General features: G+C 55.4%; 13 protein-coding genes. All 13 read right to left on the bottom strand.

All coding sequences use genetic code 11. The features are described from left to right. Nucleotides 1-2: 2 nt before the first annotated feature. Nucleotides 3-800 carry a PP2C family protein-serine/threonine phosphatase gene (locus PUZ33_RS00980; RefSeq protein WP_013096185.1) on the bottom strand — a complete coding sequence of 266 codons (798 nt, stop codon included), beginning with the start codon at nt 798-800 and terminating at the stop codon, nt 3-5. After that, nucleotides 797-2,566, bottom strand: a complete 1,770-nt coding sequence (gene tagH, locus PUZ33_RS00975; protein ID WP_058680144.1) for a type VI secretion system-associated FHA domain protein TagH — start codon at nt 2,564-2,566, stop codon at nt 797-799. The genes PUZ33_RS00980 and tagH overlap by 4 nt, the downstream gene beginning before the upstream one ends. 87 nt (nt 2,567-2,653) lie before the next feature. Then, nucleotides 2,654-3,070, bottom strand: a complete 417-nt coding sequence (locus PUZ33_RS00970) for a hypothetical protein (protein ID WP_058680145.1) — start codon at nt 3,068-3,070, stop codon at nt 2,654-2,656. Further along, complete coding sequence (locus PUZ33_RS00965) at nt 3,064-4,053, bottom strand: hypothetical protein (RefSeq protein WP_062676518.1); 990 nt, start codon at nt 4,051-4,053, stop codon at nt 3,064-3,066. The genes PUZ33_RS00970 and PUZ33_RS00965 overlap by 7 nt, the downstream gene beginning before the upstream one ends. Before the next feature lie 593 nt (nt 4,054-4,646). Then, complete coding sequence (locus tag PUZ33_RS00960; protein WP_008502640.1) at nt 4,647-5,129, bottom strand: Hcp family type VI secretion system effector; 483 nt, start codon at nt 5,127-5,129, stop codon at nt 4,647-4,649. Nucleotides 5,130-5,309: 180 nt separating this feature from the next. Then, nucleotides 5,310-5,729 (bottom strand): T6SS amidase immunity protein Tai4 family protein, encoded by a 420-nt coding sequence (locus PUZ33_RS00955; protein ID WP_058680147.1) that lies wholly within the window; start codon nt 5,727-5,729, stop codon nt 5,310-5,312. A gap of 57 nt (nt 5,730-5,786) precedes the next feature. After that, complete coding sequence (locus PUZ33_RS00950) at nt 5,787-6,263, bottom strand: Rap1a/Tai family immunity protein (RefSeq protein WP_230201572.1); 477 nt, start codon at nt 6,261-6,263, stop codon at nt 5,787-5,789. Nucleotides 6,264-6,294: 31 nt separating this feature from the next. After that, nucleotides 6,295-7,794: a type VI secretion system contractile sheath large subunit gene (gene tssC / locus PUZ33_RS00945; RefSeq protein WP_013096181.1), complete on the bottom strand. Its 1,500-nt coding sequence runs from the start codon at nt 7,792-7,794 to the stop codon at nt 6,295-6,297. A gap of 3 nt (nt 7,795-7,797) precedes the next feature. Continuing rightward, complete coding sequence (gene tssB, locus PUZ33_RS00940) at nt 7,798-8,322, bottom strand: type VI secretion system contractile sheath small subunit (protein WP_008502644.1); 525 nt, start codon at nt 8,320-8,322, stop codon at nt 7,798-7,800. Between the two features lie 75 nt (nt 8,323-8,397). Beyond that, nucleotides 8,398-9,414 carry a type VI secretion system protein TssA gene (tssA, locus tag PUZ33_RS00935; protein WP_058680148.1) on the bottom strand — a complete coding sequence of 339 codons (1,017 nt, stop codon included), beginning with the start codon at nt 9,412-9,414 and terminating at the stop codon, nt 8,398-8,400. A gap of 11 nt (nt 9,415-9,425) precedes the next feature. Beyond that, complete coding sequence (gene tagF, locus PUZ33_RS00930; protein ID WP_058680149.1) at nt 9,426-10,142, bottom strand: type VI secretion system-associated protein TagF; 717 nt, start codon at nt 10,140-10,142, stop codon at nt 9,426-9,428. A 16-nt stretch (nt 10,143-10,158) separates the two neighbouring features. Further along, on the bottom strand, nt 10,159-13,779 hold the full coding sequence (tssM, locus tag PUZ33_RS00925; protein ID WP_058680150.1) for a type VI secretion system membrane subunit TssM: 3,621 nt from the start codon (nt 13,777-13,779) through the stop codon (nt 10,159-10,161). Nucleotides 13,780-13,781: 2 nt separating this feature from the next. Beyond that, the gene (locus PUZ33_RS00920; protein WP_013096177.1) at nt 13,782-15,020 is read right to left on the bottom strand and encodes a DotU family type VI secretion system protein; all 1,239 of its coding nucleotides are present in this window, start codon (nt 15,018-15,020) and stop codon (nt 13,782-13,784) included. Between the last annotated feature and the right edge of the window lie 3 nt (nt 15,021-15,023).

Here is a 15,023-nt window from a genome sequence, read left to right as displayed (position 1 = left end):
GTCTAGTCAGTTCCGCAGGGAAGAAATTGTGCTGCGTCAGAGAGCGTATGCAGCAAAGTGGTGTCCTGAGGGTTGCCCATCCATACCGCCAGCGCCGTATAGTTATCCTGAGCATTCCCCTCCTGTTCAGCATTCTTTTGAATGATTTGGTTCATTAAGGTCAGCCACTCCTGTGGGGTGTTGACCATATGCAGCGACTGTTTCATCTGCTCTTCGCTGACGCCGTGCCAGAAACCGTCGGTGCAGAGTAAAAAGGCATCGCCGTCTTCAACCTGCACCACGTCGCTGTAGCTCGCTTCCGGGCCACCGTTTTCAATACCCAGCGCCAGATACAACAGGTTGCTGTTGAGGTTATCGGTCTGGTGACCGGCATCTTTCATCTGCTGAACCAGGCTGTGGTCGGTGGTGACATGCCACAGCCAGCCGCGACGAAACAGGTACAGACGGCTGTCCCCGGCGTGTGCCCAGTAGGCCAGACGGTAATCCCGGTCGATAAACAGGCTGACCAGGGTGGTACCCATCCGGCGATAGTCCTGCACCGCCTGCTGTTCGCTGAGAATGGTGCGATTCGCGGTTTGCACATAGTCACGAATATGCTGCGCATTAAGGTGTTTGTCGCCATCAAAACGGGAGATGATGCTGTTGCGGGCCAGTTCAGCGGCCACCTCACCGCCCGGCAGACCAGCGATGCCGTCACAGACGACAAAGCAGGCTGAACGTTCCCCTATGGTTTCTCCCGTCTGGTCCTGATTGCTGGCGCGCGTTCCCTGGCGGGAGAGAGAAGCCGTTGCGATATTCATTTTTCTTCCGATCCGCTCTGTGAGTCTTTGTACTGATTGACCTCCATGTCATAAGCATGAAGGAACGCTTCGCCAAACAGGGTGTGGAAGTCATCCTCAATCTCACCGGCCGTCTGGCCATAGCTGCGAACAAAGTAGTCCCACAGCGCGGCTTTGCGGCTGCCCGGCAGCGCCAGACGAGAGGTCATGCCGTTCTGCTTCGCCTGCTCTTCCAGTTGCTCCGGGTTAAAGGACTGCAGCATCGCGGCGATGATGGCGCGGATACCGGAGATCATCCCCAGCTGATGCGCCTGCAGATCGATCAGCGCGTCACGCACTGATTTGGTGGGTGGCATAAAGCCCGGCATCGGCGTACCGAACATCTGAATCAGGACCGTTTTCCCGGTCGGCAGCAGCTTGAACGGGTTGTTGGCATCGTCCAGCACCATGGTCATATCGGCTTTTACGCCGCGCTTGAGGATAGAGCGCGAAGAGAGCAACGCCACGGTGCCCTGCGAGAACATGCCGAGGATCTGTCCCAGCTGACGCATATTTTCACGGTCAAACTGCGGCACCGGTTGCATTTCGCTCAGGCCCATCCCCTCCAGCAGCGCCTCCAGCAGCTCGCCCTGCAGCACCTCGCCTTTCTCACCGTTTTGCGCCGTAGCGCTTGGCGCTGCCGCGTTTTTGACCGGGTCGATACGCAGACGTCCCTTCGGCGTCTGTGCGCTGCTGCGTGCGACGGCCTGCGGCGTAGGCATGGTAAAGCCTGCGTAATCGGTACGTACCGGCTCTTCCTCTTCCACACGCGGTGGATCCTGTGGCTCAGGGGCAAACAGCGGAGAATCCGCCAGCGGATCGTCCTGCGGTACGGCCTCTGGCTCTGGCGCGGGTGCAGATGTCTCAGGCACGATCTCATCCGGATGGGTTAACGGCGCCCCGCCCATCAGCCCGAGCGGATCATCGTTACGTGCGGCTGGCGCGCTGGCCGAACCACCAAACAGGGCCAGCGGGTCGAGTTCATCCGTCGCCTCTTCTGCAGGCACAGGTTTGCTCTCTACCGGCGGCACCAGCGTTGAAGGGGTGACATCGTCAAAAATGCTCTCTTTTTTGAACAATGCTTCATCGCTGAACAGCGTGTCGGGATCGACATTCTTACGCTCAAGCTTCGGCTCGCTGTCGTTGAACATTGCCAGCGGGTCTTCAGCGTTACGCTCGGGTGCCGCGGGTTGCGAGAAGGGATCGTGGGACGCCGCAGGCTGCGGTTTCGCGCGGTTGCTGGAGATGCTGTCAGAGATAGAGAACTCCTGCATCAGGCTATCCCAGATTTCCGACGGCACGGCCGTTGGCTCCGCCTTGCCGCGCGGTGCGGCACTGGCTGGCTTCGGCTGCGGAGCAGGTGTCGGTGCCACTGTCGGACGAGCCTGCTGCTGCATACTGGCGGCCATGCGGCTCACCGGCTGCGTGTCGTGGATAAGTTCCGTCACTTCGATGCGGTAGTCATCAATACCGAGAATATCCCCGTCCTGCAGCTCTACCTGACGCCCCCGCTCCAGCGGGATGTCGTTCAAAACCACGCGGGTGACGCTGCCACGGTTGGTCACGCGGCATTCGCCCTGGGCGTCAACGTGAACAATAGCCTGCAGGCGCGAGATGGTGCGGTCATTGTCCGGCAGTACCAGATTGTTATCCGTACCGCGCCCAATAGTGCCCCCGGGGGCATAAAAATCACAACTGCTCTGCGGCGGCTGATGACCGGGTTTCGTAGAAATAATCGTGAATCGCATGGCGTATTCCTGCTGGTATGATTAGCGCTCAAACGCTGCCGCTCTCAGGGGTGAGAACGGCGGCGTTTGAGAAAGTGAATATTAAAACTATTTAATGAAGGTTATAAAATATAATCCAACAATGAGCCATAGAGTGAATATTAACGCCTGGAATTTATAACGACGATGTAACTTTAGTATCCAGCCAATTCTTTCTTCCGGTAACGATTGTACGTATTTATAAGCGTCTTCCTGCACCAATCTGTCATGATTAAATTTCATTCTGACGCCTTTATAAAGGCGTACAAACCAGATTATTTTTTGGTAATTAGCCAGTGAACCAAAAAAAGAAGCGTAGTCTGTTACAAGATCCAGATCATAACCTTTGCGCCGGTAGTCAGAAAGTAGCTGATTATAATCAGTCTCGTGTTTTTTGAAATAACGAGAACTGAACAGATCCATAACTACCACGATCAGAAATAAAGCTACGATAAGGAATAATAGTAAATTCTCAATATTCACCATATTTTATCCATCATATACTCAGTCGCTCCACCTGCTATCTCGCCACCAACGTATCCACCCGCAGCCGCCCCGACTATGGAGCAGGCGAGCAATCCGGCGCCCCCCGTCGCAACACCAAGCGCAACGCACACACCTGCACCTGCCATGGCTCCGTATTTACCACCGTAAATACCCCCTGCCAGGCTTGCACCAAAGCTACTGTATTTTTTCACAGCGACTTTAGAGCAACTCTGCTCACGTCCTACGGTGCATGCATTGTAAACTTCATTGGTGGTATTTGCACCAGCAAAACCTATTGCAAGCCACCCCCCTGCTTTAAGAAAGCGAGCGGCCTTAGAGGCATTATCGATATAAGTTGAATAACCACGAATAGAAGCGACTCCAGCTGTGCTCCATTCATGTACAATTGATCTACTTGACAACCCTAATGCATGCTTCAATTCGTTATAGGGTTTCATCTTTAACGTCAACCTTGATAATTTGTTTAATAATCCATCCAACTCCGAAAACAGGCGCTGACGCTCAACAAAAAACTGCTGGCTTATTAATGTTCCTTGCGTCCTGTACTGATTCTGGTAAGCCAACTCAATGGATTTAAGTTTTTTTTCTATTTCGCTGAAATATTTTTCGCCTGCATCAGCAACGACACCAAGGGACTTATCCATAAAATTAGTGACTGCTGCGATGGTACTACAGTGTTGATTAAAGAAATTCGCTTCTCCAGAGTTAAGATCGGCCAGAGCATTATTGACTTTCTTTTTTGCAAGCTGTAGTTGCTTAAGTTGCACAGAATTATTACTTCCCGGTGCAGCAAGAATCAACATCTGTCCAGGTTTGGACCATTGCGCATCGCTATTAACCTGCATGAAATAACGTGCAGCATCACTATTGGGATTATTGAATAAAAACCTTGTCTGGAAATCCAGAGTTCCGGGTTGCTGGACAATACAATATCCCGGGCTAACTAATGATTGACTCGTCATATTCATTCCCTTTGATTTTCACGAAAACGCTCAGATATCAGCACTCACATTCAAATAGAAATGGAGTTGAATTAGCATCCAGACGTTGACACTTTCTTAAAAAACGCCAACATTTGAAAACTTAATTATTCTATTTTAGCGAGCGACAATTCACCTGTAGCATTTAAATTGAGAATAACACGAGTCGAATATCGAAGATCCATATTGATTGCCATTTCTCGACTTTAATACCACATCATACTTACTTGACTGCCAGTCCACTTTATCCCAGCGTAGACACTCTTCAGATTTTGAAGGCTGGGAGGAAATGCCCCTAGAGAGAAAATTGTTTTCCATCCGTTACCTACACGTCGGGATATCGAAGGCTCGTAAACTCACACAGGCTCAATGATCCAGGTGTCATTCGAAACACCAAAACAGGGAGCATTTTTTCTACCTTAACAGTTAAACTCTGAAACTGTGCAGGATGGGATATACAAGCGCTACACGAGAATACAAGAGGTATAACCGCTAACGCTCTTTCCATTGCAAATACACGCCGGATAATGAACCAATCATAAAGACCGGGGAAAACTCCCCGGTCAGATACGCAATTACGCTTCTTTGTTCTCTTTGATGTTCCATCCAGCGCTGCTTTCAGCACCTTTACCACCAGAGGTGGTCTGCTCCCAGTACTGCTGTTTCACTTTCGCAGCCTGGAATGCATAGGTCACACCAACGGTATCGCCGTTGTCTGCACCGGTGTACTGAACAGACGTTACCAGAACGTCTTCCAGCGTGATGCGGGAATATTCCACCTGCTGGCCACCGGCTTTACAGACGGACAGCTCAACTTTGGTCAGGTGTTTACCGCTGGCGCAGTGTTTCAGGATTGCTGTAGTGGATTTGTCGATCAGAGCGTTAACGTGCAGATCGTTAAAGTTAACTTTACCGGCACCGCCGCCACCGCCAACGCTCATATTACCTGGCTGGGAAGCGCCCCAGGAGAAGGAGGTAATATCAGTCCAGCCGGTGTGGTTAGAATCTTTAGATTCGCCCGTAACACCCTCGACCTTCAGAAACATATCAATAGCCATAATATCTACTCTTCGTGGATGAACAATATTGCTTTCGAAAAAGCACTTATATGGCAAACAGGAAAGCATGGGGCTGAATAAAACCGTCCATATTTTACCTCTGCCTCACATCAAATGACCCGTGTCATTTGACAGTCTTACATTCCCCCTGAATGAAAGGAAAGAATGTGAAGTCTTTTACTACTGCGGGTTATCCTGAATCCAGGTACGATCAGGATCGCCAATGATGACCTGCGGAACCAGTTTATTCAGTTCGTCACTATGATAAAGACGAAGACAATTTAAGGTTACACCTTTGATTTTTTGAGAACGTTCGGAGTGAAAGCTGTTCTTTTCGTCTTTATATTTTTTTATAACAGCTTCAACTTTCTCCATGCCATTTTCCACATCGAAAGGCATCCATTCCAACAATGCACTTGCACTCAATCCTGCATCAGCAGAAAACTGCCCACCTTTATCTGCCACCTCAGCAAGACAGCGTGCCAGAACATAATCTTTCATCACCTGTCTGTAGGTTTGCTGGTGTTGAAAATCCGGGTAGTTATTTACGCCATACGCATACGATGTCATGCAGATAAGTAAAAAAAAGAAAACTCTCATTTAATATCCTTCCGCCATCCAATGGAATCGCGAGTTACTCCATCTCTCGTCTTAACCTCAGTTAGGCCGGGTTTTGCAGGGGCGTAATGTTTTCATGCCTTCAGTTATAATTTTTGAAGCTTGTTGTTTCCCTTCATGCTTTGACAAATGTGCAAAACGAGAATAAAAAAATTCATGCAGAGAACCCGGCAACACTGGCTTGCCTTTGCACCAGACACTCCCTTCGGATGCATCAATTACGCCCAGCAAATACATATCCGCTTTAATGCGCTCACGTTCATTCGTTTTTGAAAGCCATGCTCTGGCGAAGCGCTCAGCGGAGAGATTCAAATCAAATCCAGTTAACAAATCAGGATCGCGCAGAAAATTGGAGGTATCATCCTGCGGTAGTGCCTCTGCGCGTGGATAACTATAATTTTGTACTTCACCGAATGCCTGCAATGAGATAAACAACAAACTCATCGCTACGAGAGTTTTTATTCTCATCGTTAATTCCACAGCCGCATCCATTATCTGTCTTGTATTCACAGACATAGTGCCGGCCCCTGCGGGCCGGCAGCTATCATTACGCGTCTTTCGTCTTCAGCGATGGCAGTTTAGATACCAGACGCAGAGAAACGGTCAGACCTTCCAACTGGTAGTGCGGACGCAGGAAGAACTTCGCGGCGTAGTAGCCCGGGTTGTCTTCAATTTCCTGCACCTGGACTTCTGCAGCGGCCAGTGGCTTGCGGGACTTGGTTTCCTGAGAGGAGTTGGCCGGGTCACCGTCCACGTAGTTCATGACCCAGTCGTTCAGCCAGCGTTCCATCTCTTCGCGCTCGCGGAAGGAGCCGATTTTGTCACGCACGATGCACTTCAGGTAATGCGCAAAGCGGCAGCAGGCGAACAGGTACGGCAGACGGGAGGCCAGACGCGCGTTGGCGGTGGCATCCGGGTCGTGGTACTCGGCCGGCTTTTGCAGCGACTGCGCGCCAATGAAGGCAGCAAAGTCGGAGTTTTTGCGGTGAACCAGCGGCATAAAGCCGTTTTTCGCCAGCTCGGCTTCGCGACGGTCGCTGATAGCGATCTCGGTCGGACATTTCATGTCCACGCCGCCGTCGTCGCTCGGGAAGGTATGGCACGGCAGGTTTTCAACCGCCCCGCCGGACTCCACGCCGCGAATTGAGGTGCACCAGCCGTACTCTTTGAAAGAGCGGTTGATGTTGGCCGCCATCGCGTAAGCGGCATTCGCCCAGGCGTAGCTGTTGTGGTTCGCGCCGTCGGTCTGCTCTTCAAAGTCAAAGCTGTCGACCGGGTTAGTACGAATGCCGTAAGGCAGGCGCGACAGGAAGCGCGGCATCACCAGGCCCAGATAGCGGGCATCTTCCGATTCACGCAGTGAACGCCAGGCGGCATATTCGGTGTTCTGGAAGATTTTGGTCAGATCGCGTGGGTTAGCCAGCTCCTGCCAGGACTCCATCTGCATCACGCCCGGTGCAGTACCGGTGATGAACGGACAGTGAGCCGCAGAGCCGATACGCGCCATTTCACCCAGCAGTTCAACGTCCTGCGGGCTGTGGTCAAAGTAGTAGTCGCCGACGATGCAGCCAAACGGCTCACCACCAAACTGACCGTACTCCTGCTCATAGATTTTCTTGAAGATCGGGCTCTGATCCCAGCCCACACCCTTGTAGCGTTTCAGGGTACGACCCAGCTCCTGCTTGGAGATGCTCATAAAGCGGATCTTCAGCATCTCGTCGGTTTCAGTGTTGTTCACCAGATAGCTCAGACCGCGCCAGGCGCTCTCCAGCTTCTGAAACTCTTCGTGGTGAATGATCTGATTCACCTGCTGAGAGAGCTGTTCGTCGATACCCGCAATCAGGTTCTGGATGGTGCGATAGGTGTCGTTGGAGAAGGTAACGGTGTTTTCCAGCGCCTGCTGCGCCAGAGTTTTTACCGCGCTCTCGACGGCGGAACGCGCCTGGTCAGTTTTAGGACGGAACTCTTTGTTCAGCAGTGCGCTGAACTCGTCCTGACTGAACGCCTGACCTGCCTGCTGCTCGTGTTGTTGAGTCTGGTTGCTCATCGATTACTCCTCGCTACCTTTCGCACTTTCGTCATTTTTCGGCAACTGGCTCAGGGATTTGAGCAGCGTCGGATCCTGCAGAATTTTAGCGATCAGCTCTTCCGCGCCGTTTTTACCGTCCATGTAGGTCAGCAGATTGGAAAGCTGAGTACGCGCTTCCAGCAGCTTGTTCAGCGGTTCAACCTTGCGGGCCACCGCATCCGGCAGGAAGTCGTCCATGCTGTCGAAGGTCAGATCGACGTTGAGCTTGCCTTCGCCGGTCAGGGTGTTGTCCACCTGGAACGCCACACGTGGCTTAAGCGCCTTCATGCGTTCGTCAAAGTTATCGATGTCGATTTCGAGGAATTTACGCTCATCGACGGCCGGCAGATTTTCCACCGGTTTGCCGACCAGATCGGCCATAACGCCCATCACGAACGGCAGCTGAATTTTACGTTCTGCACCGTAGATCTCTACGTCATACTCGATCTGCACGCGGGGGGCACGGTTACGTGCGATAAATTTCTGCCCACTGTTACTCATTGCCATGATGTTCTCCATCAAAGATGCGCGGTGAAGGTGAAACGACAAGCTCCGTGCCTGTCGTCATAATGCCTGGACGCGTTATTCGCGGCGTCCAAAGATGTTTTCCAGTTGGTTAACGCCGTCTGGCGCCAGGTCGCGAATAATGTCCATAAAGTTAAGTTCTGACAGCCGCTGCACCCGTTCAATCATCAGCGGTGCAGGGTGGCTCGGTTCGTACTGCGCAAAATACTGTTTCGCTTTCTCCAGCATCAGCTGGGCGTCGGCGCGACTGGTGACCTGCACGCTGCGCCAGTCGGTGACCTGCTGCACGAGTTGTGTTGCCACCGTCTGCGGCTCAGCGTGGTGTTCGGCCTGTGCATCCCGATTGGGCAGCAGCTTGCTGATGTCGGTCACCTGACAGGCGCTGGCGACCAGCCCCACGGTTTTCAGCAACTGCTCCATTTCTGGTACGCCGCTTTCACCAAGGTAACCGCTGAGCAGATCGCGAATGGCCAGCAGCCTTTCATTAATCAGGATGACGGCCTGTGTACCTGGCTGGTCGCCGCGCGCCAGTTCGTCAATCAGTCTTGGGCGGCCGCCGGGATAATCCGGGCATTCGGTTTTGCTGCCATCCAGCAATGCCTGCGCGTCACGCAGCGAAATTTCATCGCCGTTTGAGCGCAGCAGCGAGGCGTTACGCAGCGCGACAGTCAGGTCAGATTTATCGCTCAGCGCGGCAAGGGCGTTAATGCGATAGAACGGGTCCGTTTCGCCATACTCCTCCAGCAGTGGATAGAGCGGCTCCCAGTAGCGGGTGATCGCCTCCTGTACCAGCAGCAGGCCGTCCGCGTAGCCCGGCAGCCCACGACGTCGGGTCCAGGCGTGGGTTAACGCCAGCATGACGCGAAGATCTTTGGTGCGCCCCAGCAGGCTGGTGGCGAGCTTTTCTACCGTATTCCAGTCAGCGGGTTCGGCGGGAATGATCGTGTCGCCGAACTGCTGTTCCGCTTTACCCTGGCTTGCCTGTCCCATAGCCTGAAAATCGGCGTCGTACTCAAGGTTGTCGCCGCAGGGTTTTTCGGGGCTTATCGGCGCGAGAAATTCTTCGATATTCATGTGATCCCTGCTTATTCAAACATAGGCGGATAAAGACCGTGACGGCCTGGTCGGGCGCCGCCAGCCGGATCGAACAGCAGCGTAAAGAGCTGCCCGGTGAAGTTTCCGCTGTGGACGTGGGTGTAGAGCGGGTAGCCGTCGCAGCGGTTGGTCCACCAGTAGCTGGTCTGACGCAGCGGATCGAAACACTCTGCCGCCTGCGGCCAGCCCAGCGTGCTCTGGCCGTCTTCGTCATAACCAATCACATCAAGGATGTCGGAACGCTTCTGCGGCTCGACGGGCTGCGGCGCCGGAATCGACATCAGCATCTCATCCAGCTGCGAGGCGGAAAAACTGTTGCGCACCGCATGCAGCCCGAGACGGCCAATCTGCTGATACCAGCTTCCAGCCTGGCTGAGCAGGTTGGTCGACCACTCTGACGGGGCGAAGCTCAGTTGAATGCAGATCGGGTACTGTCGGCCCACGCTGTCGCGGCCCGGCAGCAGGCAGCCCATCTGGATCATCTGGCTGCCCAGCATCGGCGGGACAACAAAGTTCCACACCGGCGCCTTATTAAACTGGCGTTCGCCGCTGCGCTGCTCTTCCTGTTGCCAGGCCAGCAGGCCGACCTGAAACCAGTGTGACCACTGACGCTGTAGGGTGTCAGGAAAGCGACGCTGCAAAAAATCTCCGGCGCTGGGTAATTTGCCATACCAGCTGTAGCGGTTCATCGCAGGGGTATTCGTCATACGGCTGTCCTTGCGGTTATGGGCATGAGAAACGAGGAAGCTGGAACGGATTGCGAATGCTGTTCGGCGCAAACTCCAGCGTGACCTGATGGCCATCGACGTTGAACGTGGCCTGACGGCTCAGACTACCTGCCCCAGGGCTGGTGCGCGCTTTATCGAAGAAGCGGTTCAGCGCCCAGGCGCCGTTGGTTACCAGCGTCGCGGTGCTGCCGTTGGCCAAACCCAGCTGCATACGCACCTGGTTGGTGCCGCCCGGCCCTGGCCAGTTCATGATCTGCACCGCCTGTGGACCGTGGCTGTAACGCAGCAGTTGGCCGTCAACGTCCAGCGTCAGGTTAAGAATGGTGTTATCCATCCGCACGGTACGCACCGTCACCTTGAAAGAGGGGGTCGTCGCACCGTTAGCAAAGAAGGCATCGCGAATGGACTGGGCCTGCTGGAACGGTCGCAGCAGTCCTTCACTTCCCGGCAGCGTTTTCCCGTCGATCCCCGGCATAAAGCGCCAGTTCGCCTGAGTGGTATCCACTTTGTTGGTCAGGTTGTCGCGAAAGAAGGTATCCATCAGCCCGGTACCCGGCGCAAACATGCGTGCCAGATCGTCCGGCGTCACTTCGGTGCTGGCGCTGCGCACCAGCGGGTAGCGACCGGAAATTGCCTGACGGCAGAAACCGCCCACTTCGACGTTAATGCGCTTACGGACGTTTTCCAGATCGCGACGCTGGGTATCACTGCTGGCCCCCACCGCCATGTTGCTGAACATGGTTTGCAGCCCGCCCGGCAGACGCCCGGCGCTGGCCTGCAGACGGCTGATTGCTTCACCACCCGGGGCTGGCATGCCGCTGTTAGCAGCGTCCTGCACCGCGGTCAGGTAACGATACAGCTCATCCACCTGTTTGAGGAAATCATCAAAGACGATGGTCTTGCCGCCCTTCTCCAGCGGCTGAGCCAGCTCGATCATCGGCGCGTAGTGGTCGGTCACCAGCTGTTCAGGTGCCTGCGTCACTACTGCCCCCTGCGTCGGAGCATTGTCGTTATTGCTGAACAGCGCTTCGAGGGTACGGGTGGCGCGGTTACTCTGGTCTTGCGCTTTCCCCGCGTCCTCCGGCGCTGGCGCGTTGCGCGACAGCGTCAGCACCTGGCTCAGGTTCTGCACCAGACGGCGCAGCGGCGAGTTTGCGCCGGAGAGCAGGCGCGCCGTGTTGATGCGCTGCGAGAGATCGGCGCTGTTGTTAAGCTGAATGTCGGCGAGGAAACGATCCCAGTTTGCGATAAAGTCGCGCATGTAGAGCTGACGCACGGCGTTATCGATCTGCTGCTTGTCTTCCCCGGAGGTGGTCGCGCCCAGCACCCAGGCATCATCTTCGTGCAGCGCCGTGGTCACGCTGTCAATCTGGCTGTTAAAGCTCTTCCAGTAGCCGTCCGGGGTGTAGAGCCCCGGCACGCCTTCGCTCACCGGTTTGCCGCTTTTGCGGGAGAACACCAGTTCGCTCTGCGGGCCCCCCAGGTCGGACAGGGAGACCGGCTTCAGGTTGTCGTCATGCTCCAGCAGACGCTTCAGACGCCCATACACGCGGGTGGAGAGCGGCTGCTGGTTGATGAGCGCCCTCTCGCGAGCCACCAGCGCTTCGTCCTGGGCATACGGCGAAGCCTGAATTTTTGGCTCCAGCAGCTGCGTCAGGTGCCACTCCAGCTGTTGCAGCTGCGCCTGCGTCACGTTCTGCGGCAGATTGCGCTGCAAATTGAGCATCACCCAGGAATGCAGGAATTTGCCGTCGTAGTGTTTAGGCTGATACAGCATCTGGTAGGCTTTCAGCGCCTCGTAACTGTATTCCACGTCGCTGCCGTTGTCGTTACGCAGCCAGGTGGTGATATGCATCGCCACGGCGGGCAGCAGCATCTGATCCAGCGCTTTCTGATACAGCGACTGGGAAGCATCGCTGACGTCATCCCCACGATAGAGTCCCATACGGCGGGAGACCGGCGGGTCGTTGACATCGAAGGCCTCGCTTTTCGGCAGATCGACCAGGCTGTTCAGCAGTGGCAGGAGCGCGAACAGATCGCGCTGAGGCTGATTCTGTAACGCTTTACTCTGCTGCTCCAGCTGCGGGACTTTAGCGTCCACCTCTTCCAGATAGGCCTTATTTTTGGCATAGCTGGTCAGCCACAATCCGCCGAGGATCACCAGCAGCGCCAGCAGCGCCGCGTATCCGGACCAGATCACCGCGCGGTTGCGCAGTTCCCACCAGCGGTTTTCACCGGCAATACCGGCTTCCTGGAAAATGACGTTTTGCAGCAGGTTTTTAATGAAGAAGCTCTGCCCTTTTGCACCGGGGATCGGCGCCTCTTTACTGACCGAATCCCACTTCTCTGCCTCTGCCCCTTCCGGCAGTGACAGGGCGCGGTTCAGTTCACCCATGACGCGGTCGAACGGCATGCCTTCCTGGGTGCCGCTGGCGAAGTATATTCCGCGTGGGGAGAACTCGGTCTCAAAGTTAGAGCGGGCAAAGACCGTGCTCAGGTAGTCTGCCAGCAGCGGGCGCAGCGCCGCGAACTCCTGCGGGAAGAGATACGCTTCGGCACGGGTTTTGGCGTCATGCTCTTTCAGCATGGTCTCCGGCAGCCCGGCGTCCAGACGCTGCTGCAACAGCGAGAACTCCTGGTGGAAGTTCCCCATCAGGTCGAAATCGGCGTGTTTGGTCTGTTCCCACGGCAGCGTGAAGCCCCAAATCTGGTCGCGCTGCGCTTTGTCGTAGTCAGCAAACCAGGCGCGGAAGCCTTTAAGCAGGTCCGCCTTGGTCACCATCACGTAAACCGGGAAGCGGATACCCAGCTGTTCATGCAGCTCAGACAGCCGCTGGCGCAGGTTGACCGCCTGCTGGCGCGCGGCTTCCGGCGAGAGCGTCAGCAGATCGGAAATGCTGATGGTGATAATGACGCCGTTAATAGGCTGGCGGCGGCGATACTTACGCAGCAGGCCGATAAATTCCAGCCACTCCCCGGCATCCTGAACCTGCTCGCTCTCCTGAGTGGTGTAGCGCCCCGCGGTGTCCAGCAGGACGGCTTCATTAGTGAACCACCAGTCGCAGTTGCGGGTGCCGCCAATGCCGCGCAGAGCGGTTTTACCGAAGCGATCCGCCAGCGGGAATTGCAGGCCGGAATTGACCAGCGCCGTGGTTTTACCGGCGCCCGGTGCGCCGATAATGACGTACCACGGCAGCTGGTAGAGATATTGCGTACTGAAGCGCTGCGTCCACTGGGCACCGTGTCCCGCTTTGCTGAAGTGGGCTTTTTTCAGCATTTGCGCCGCTTCATCAAAACGTCCGGCGAGGATCTGCTCCTCGCTGTTCAGCCGCTTCTGGGGATCGGCCGCGTCCGGTTTGGCGGTGTTTTCATTGAGCTTGTCCATCAGCTTGCGATTCAGCCAGGCGTTGTATAGCCGCGGCAGAATATGCCCCTGCGCCCAGAGCAGATAAACCACCGCAATACTGATGATGCGGTTTTGTTCAGATTCGAGCGGGCGGGTATCCACGATGGATAACAGCGGCCCAATCATCCAGATCACCGCCGACAGCGCGGTAACGCCCAGGAAGCTCCACAGAATGCGATTGGTCAGTATGGAAAGAAGAGTCGTCAGCATCCTTAGTTTCCTTGCGGCAATCCGTTCAGCTCAGCCTGCGTATTTTCAGGCGACACCAGCAGAGTTATTTCCACACGGCGGTTACGGGCGCGGTTTTCAGGCGTATTGTTTGGCGCCACAGGATTGATCTCTCCCCGCCCTTCCGCTTTCACGCGGTCAGGCTGCGAGAGGCTTCCCTGCAACATTTTTTGCACGGACCGGGCGCGATCCAAAGAGAGTTCATAGTTGGAGGCGAAGCGCGCGCTGCGAATTGGCACGTTATCGCTGTAGCCCACCACCAGAATTTTGCCGCTGACGTTGTTCATCGCCTGGGCAATCCGGTTGATGACCGGCTCATAGCGGTCACGCACTACGGTAGAGGCTGAAGCGAACAATCCGTCTCCTTTCAGGATCACCACGCTGCGATCCGCTTCATCTTTCACCGCCACCAGACCGGCGTCGATTTCCGGCTTCAGGAAGCCACGCAGGTTAAGCACCGCAGGCAGTTGACGCGCAGGTTGCTGAATGGTGGTTTCAGGAAGCTGAGACTGGTAAATCTTCGCCAGTACCGGGTTGGTGTTGTCGCCAAGACGCCAGTTGAGAATGATGTAGAACAGGCAGGCGATAAACCCGGCCAGCGCGACACAGGCCCACAGCGGCACCATCGGCCGCCACAGCTTGCGCAGCACGGGACGATCTTCCGGGTGTGGAGAGAGCGGTGCCGGATAGCTGCCGCGCACGCCACGGATCATCTGCCACAGCCGCTGCTTGATGGTTTCAAGCTGGGTGCGGCCATTATCCAGAACCCGATAGCGCCCTTCGAAACCGAGCAGCAGGCAGTAGTTGATCATCTCCAGCAGGAGGATATGTTCACGCGGGTTCTGCGACAGACGCGCCAGCAGCTGGAAGAACTTTTCGCCGCCCCAGGTTTCGTTATGAAACGTGACCAGCAGACCATTGCTTGACCAGACACCGCTGCTGCCCCAGGGGGTCAGCGCCGCGGCTTCATCCAGCGCCGTGCAGAGGCAATAGCGCGCCCCGACGATCACCTCATACGCCAGCCCTGCCTGCTGGCAGCGGACTTCAAAACGGCGAATCTCGTCTATCAGACGCTGGCGCAGTGCCACCTGATCGTCATGAGACACCGAATGACGGATTTGCGGAATCGCGTTGAGCAGCGGATTGGCGGCCGCCACCAGCTGATTGTTGCTACTGGCTCCGGTAAACGCGGCATCACTGCCGGTATCCTGTCGTTCCTGCATATT

This window comes from Enterobacter cloacae complex sp. 2022EL-00981 (assembly GCF_028737495.1).
Taxonomy (GTDB): Bacteria; Pseudomonadota; Gammaproteobacteria; order Enterobacterales; family Enterobacteriaceae; genus Enterobacter; species Enterobacter cloacae.
The sequence above is the reverse complement of the archived record's forward strand: the minus strand, read 5'-3'. Positions and strand labels throughout refer to the sequence as shown.

Excerpts from the sequence above, each read along its gene's own strand:
- PUZ33_RS00980 (WP_013096185.1), bottom strand. The coding sequence starts at position 800 with ATGAATATCGCAACGGCTTCTCTCTCCCGCCAGGGAACGCGCGCCAGC.
- tagH (WP_058680144.1), bottom strand. The coding sequence starts at position 2,566 with ATGCGATTCACGATTATTTCTACGAAACCCGGTCATCAGCCGCCGCAG.
- PUZ33_RS00970 (WP_058680145.1), bottom strand. The coding sequence starts at position 3,070 with ATGGTGAATATTGAGAATTTACTATTATTCCTTATCGTAGCTTTATTT.
- PUZ33_RS00965 (WP_062676518.1), bottom strand. The coding sequence starts at position 4,053 with ATGACGAGTCAATCATTAGTTAGCCCGGGATATTGTATTGTCCAGCAA.
- PUZ33_RS00960 (WP_008502640.1), bottom strand. The coding sequence starts at position 5,129 with ATGGCTATTGATATGTTTCTGAAGGTCGAGGGTGTTACGGGCGAATCT.
- PUZ33_RS00955 (WP_058680147.1), bottom strand. The coding sequence starts at position 5,729 with ATGAGAGTTTTCTTTTTTTTACTTATCTGCATGACATCGTATGCGTAT.
- PUZ33_RS00950 (WP_230201572.1), bottom strand. The coding sequence starts at position 6,263 with ATGTCTGTGAATACAAGACAGATAATGGATGCGGCTGTGGAATTAACG.
- tssC (WP_013096181.1), bottom strand. The coding sequence starts at position 7,794 with ATGAGCAACCAGACTCAACAACACGAGCAGCAGGCAGGTCAGGCGTTC.
- tssB (WP_008502644.1), bottom strand. The coding sequence starts at position 8,322 with ATGGCAATGAGTAACAGTGGGCAGAAATTTATCGCACGTAACCGTGCC.
- tssA (WP_058680148.1), bottom strand. The coding sequence starts at position 9,414 with ATGAATATCGAAGAATTTCTCGCGCCGATAAGCCCCGAAAAACCCTGC.
- tagF (WP_058680149.1), bottom strand. The coding sequence starts at position 10,142 with ATGACGAATACCCCTGCGATGAACCGCTACAGCTGGTATGGCAAATTA.
- tssM (WP_058680150.1), bottom strand. The coding sequence starts at position 13,779 with ATGCTGACGACTCTTCTTTCCATACTGACCAATCGCATTCTGTGGAGC.
- PUZ33_RS00920 (WP_013096177.1), bottom strand. The coding sequence starts at position 15,020 with ATGCAGGAACGACAGGATACCGGCAGTGATGCCGCGTTTACCGGAGCC.